Source organism: Streptomyces sp. NPDC003943, from assembly GCF_053605265.1.
The window spans coordinates 1-3,531 of record NZ_JBSGIW010000183.1 but is presented as its reverse complement, the minus strand read 5'-3'; the positions used below and the strand labels follow the sequence as shown (position 1 = coordinate 3,531).

General features: G+C 73.0%; 4 protein-coding genes. All 4 read right to left on the bottom strand.

Annotated elements, in window-relative coordinates; translation table 11 throughout:
* Positions 1-76: 76 nt before the first annotated feature.
* Genes ACWEV0_RS35800 through ACWEV0_RS35785 form a run of 4 tightly spaced genes read right to left on the bottom strand, consistent with a single transcriptional unit; the run spans position 77 to position 3,501 of the window.
* Complete coding sequence (locus tag ACWEV0_RS35800) at positions 77-433, bottom strand: cupin domain-containing protein (protein WP_453153986.1); 357 nt, start codon at positions 431-433, stop codon at positions 77-79.
* The gene (locus ACWEV0_RS35795) at positions 426-1,361 is read right to left on the bottom strand and encodes a sulfurtransferase (protein ID WP_453153985.1); all 936 of its coding nucleotides are present in this window, start codon (positions 1,359-1,361) and stop codon (positions 426-428) included. The genes ACWEV0_RS35800 and ACWEV0_RS35795 overlap by 8 nt, the downstream gene beginning before the upstream one ends.
* A 5-nt stretch (positions 1,362-1,366) precedes the next feature.
* Positions 1,367-1,972 (bottom strand): HPP family protein, encoded by a 606-nt coding sequence (locus ACWEV0_RS35790; RefSeq protein ID WP_453153984.1) that lies wholly within the window; start codon positions 1,970-1,972, stop codon positions 1,367-1,369.
* A gap of 11 nt (positions 1,973-1,983) precedes the next feature.
* Positions 1,984-3,501: a vanadium-dependent haloperoxidase gene (locus ACWEV0_RS35785; RefSeq protein ID WP_453153983.1), complete on the bottom strand. Its 1,518-nt coding sequence runs from the start codon at positions 3,499-3,501 to the stop codon at positions 1,984-1,986.
* Between the last annotated feature and the right edge of the window lie 30 nt (positions 3,502-3,531).

The following is a 3,531-nucleotide window of genomic DNA, read 5'->3' as shown; positions in this document are numbered from 1 at the left end:
TGGCCATCGGCCTGGGACTGGTCGGGTACGCCGGGTACCGGCAGAGGGCCCGGAAGCGGACCGACCCGCGGACCGATCAGCCCAGGAAGTCGTCCAGGACGGTGCAGCCGGTGGCGCTGGACATCTGGTGGCGGGTGCCGGGCTCCTCGATGACGAGGTCGCCGCGGTGGAAGCGGCGCCCGTCGCTGTGGTCGAGGGTGCCGTCGAGGACGAGCATCAGCTCGTGACCCAGGTGCTCGTGGAAGTCGCCGTGCGCGCCCGGCGGGAAGCGGAGCAGGAGCGAGGCGGAGTCCTCCTCGCCCGCGTGGCCGGGGCCCCACAGGACCACGAACTCGACGCCCTCGCGCCCCGGTTCGGTCCACGGCACCCAGGGCAGCTCCGTCTGCGCGAAGCCGTCGCGCAGGACATCGCGGTAGATGGTGACGTCAGGCACGGGCGGTGACCTCCGATGCGGCGGCGGCGCGCTGGGAGACGACGGACGGGATCGGGTCGGGGCCCCACTGCAGCGGGCCCTTGACGATGGGCGCGCCGATGAGGGAGCCGAACTCCCGCCACGCGCCGTCGTAGTTGCGCACGTCCTTCATGCCGAGCAGCTCGTGGAGCACGAACCAGCTGTGCGCGGAGCGCCAGCCGACCCGGCAGTAGACGACGGTGGCGACATCCGCGCGCAGCGCGCCGTACGCGGCCCTGAGCTCGTCGTCGTCGCGGAAGGTGCCGTCGGCGTGGACGGCGGTGTGCCAGGGGATGTGCTCGGCGGACAGGGCGTGGCCGCAGCGGACGCCGATGTCGTCGGGGACGCCGGGCGGGGTGTTGGTGTGCCCCAGGTACTCCTCGATCGACCGTACGTCGAGCAGCGTGCGCCGCCCGATGTGGTCGAGCAGGTCGTCGCGGCGGGCCCGGACGGACTCGTCGGCGCCGGCCGGCACGGGGTACTCGGTCTCGGCCCGCCGGGGCGCCTCGGTGGTGAGCTCCCCGCCGATCGCCTCCCAGCGGGCGCGCCCGCCGTCGAGGAGGCGCAGTTCCCGGTGCCCGTACAGGCGGAACTGCCAATAGCCCGCCGCCGCCCACCAGTTGTTGTTGCCGCTGTAGAAGACGACGGTGTCGTCGGGTGAGATGCCGTGCCGGCCGAGGAGGGCGGCGAAGGCCTCGGGGCCGATGAGGTCCCGGCGTACCGGATCCTGGAGGTCGCCGCTCCAGTCGAGACGTACGGCTCCGGGGATGCGGCCGGCCCGGCCGCCGCCGTCGTTGCCGCCGTCGGTGATCTCGACGAGGACCAGTCGGGCCCGGCCTTCGGCGTCCTCGGGGTGCGCGAGGTGGGCCTGTATCCGGTCGGTGCTGACGAGCAGGGAGTCGCGGTTCATCGGGTTCACCACCAGTAGGTCGGGTATTTGGCGATCACACCGGCCTTGGAGGCGATCAGGCCGACCAGGACGAGCAGCACGCTGCCGATCGCGAGCAGGACGAGGAACGGGACGGTCGCCGGGTGCTGGAGCACCACGACGGCGGCGGTGGCGGCGGCCGGGGCGTGGATCGCGCGCAGCAGCAGCATCAGCCCGACGGAGAGCCCGGCGGCGACGGCCGCGACCCACAGGTTGTGGCCGGCGAGCGCGGCCGCGGCGAGGCCGATGACGGCGGAGCCGAGCTGGCCGAGGATCACGTTGCGGGGCTGGGCGGGCGGCAGCGCCGGGGTGCTGCAGATGATCATCGCGGTGGCGGCGAGCGGGGCGATGAAGAGCAGCTGGCCGGTGGCCTGGCCGAGCGCCACGAGGACGACCAGGGACACGATGGTGGCGAGCGTGCCGAGCAGCGTCGGCTTGGCACCGGGGAAGGGCGGGGCGCCGCTGCCGCCCTTGGGCGCGGCGTCCTTCGGCGCGTTCTTCGGCGCGGCGCTCTGGGGCGAACCGGCCTGCGGCGAACCGGCCTGCGGCGCGTTCTGCGCCGGAGACGGGTTCTTGGTGGTCTGGTTGCTCACGGCTTGTCTCCTCAGTGCGCGCCGTTGAAGTAGCACATGGCCTTGCGGTACACGACCTGGCCGATCTGGTGGCCCATCTCGATGCCGGGCTCGTTGTCGAAGCTCCAGTGCATGCCGCCGTACACCCGGGAGATGCCGGCCTGGTGGGCGGCCTCGGTGAAGGTGGGCCAGGTGAGCACGACGTCGTCGTGCGGGGTGAGGCCGGGCTCGACGGTGGAGGTGCCGGCCCGGAAGCGGAAGGAGTCGCCGAACGCGTCGGTGCCGGTGAAGCGGCGCAGGAACTCGGCGGCGGCGCCGGAGAAGGTGCTGTGACCCGAGACGGTCGCGGGGAACGGCGGCACGGCGACGTACGCCTGCCAGTCGACGCCGTCGAGGGTGACGGTGCCGTTGCCGGGACCGCCCCAGGCGCTGATCCGCCGGCCGCGCCGGTCGTACGGGATCAGGGTGGACGGGCGCGCGAAGTCGTACTGCGCCTTGACCGCCCAGGAGCCGATGGCGGCGTCGCACTCGGCCATGTTGAGGCCGAAGAACAGCTTGGCGTCCTGGTCGACGCCGTAGCCGTCGCGGGCCGAGACGAAGCGGCCCCACATCTGCTGGGCGCCGGGCGGGGTGACGTCGTCGTTGAGCCAGAACTCGGCGATGCACTTCTGCTCGTCCGTCAGGCCGGCGCTGATGTCGAGGGCTTCCTCGATGGCGGCGGTCATCCGGACGGAGGGGTACGCGGGCGGCGCCGGGACCGTGAACTGGTCGGGGCTGCTGAGCGCGAACGGCTGCATCACCGCGAACTGAGGGGTGAGGTACTTCTGGGTCTTGCCGCCGACGATCAGCGGGCTCCAGTGCTCGGGCGCGACCACGATCGACGGGTCGAAGGCGCCGGCGGTCTGCGGCGGGTTCTTCGGCTGGTAGCCCGTGGTGTCGGAGTACGCGGGGGTGCCGAGCTGGTTGGCGCCGTCGGCGTGCCGGTGGTCGAGGACGGCCTGCGCGGTGCGCCGGCCGATCCAGGCGGGGCTGTAGCGGCGCGGGCTGGTGAGCTCGGGGTCGTAGCCGAGGCTGCTCAGCATCGAGTCGATGGCGACCTTGTACTCGGGGTAGAGGTCGAGCAGGGCGAGGTGGGCGGCGTAGCTGACGGCCTCGTTCTTGTTGTCGAGGGTGCGCTCGCCGCGGGGCCGGCGCAGGGCGCCGCCGAAGCGGGTGCCGGCGGCGACGCGGTCGTAACAGGCCCAGGCGTCGTAGATGCAGTTGTGGACTACGGCGAGGGCGCGGGCGTTGACGGTCGCGGGGCCGAAGCGGTTTCCGGCGGTGTGGTAGCGGCCGAGTATGGCGTCCATGGTGGCCTGGTTCCAGCGGACCACGACGCTCGGCTCGGCGACGATGCCCGGGGCGCGCCGGCCGGTGCGGGTCTCCGCCTCGAAGCGGGTGAGCGGGGTGGACGCCCAGGCCGTGCCGCCGCCGGCGGTGACGAGCGCGAACGCCCCGTAGCCCACGCCGCCCTGCACCACGCCCGCTGCCCTGTCGCCGTCGTCCCCCATGACTGAGCCGACCCCATTGAACGAACTGAC

Excerpts from the sequence above, each read along its gene's own strand:
- ACWEV0_RS35795 (WP_453153985.1), bottom strand. The coding sequence starts at position 1,361 with ATGAACCGCGACTCCCTGCTCGTCAGCACCGACCGGATACAGGCCCAC.
- ACWEV0_RS35785 (WP_453153983.1), bottom strand. The coding sequence starts at position 3,501 with ATGGGGGACGACGGCGACAGGGCAGCGGGCGTGGTGCAGGGCGGCGTG.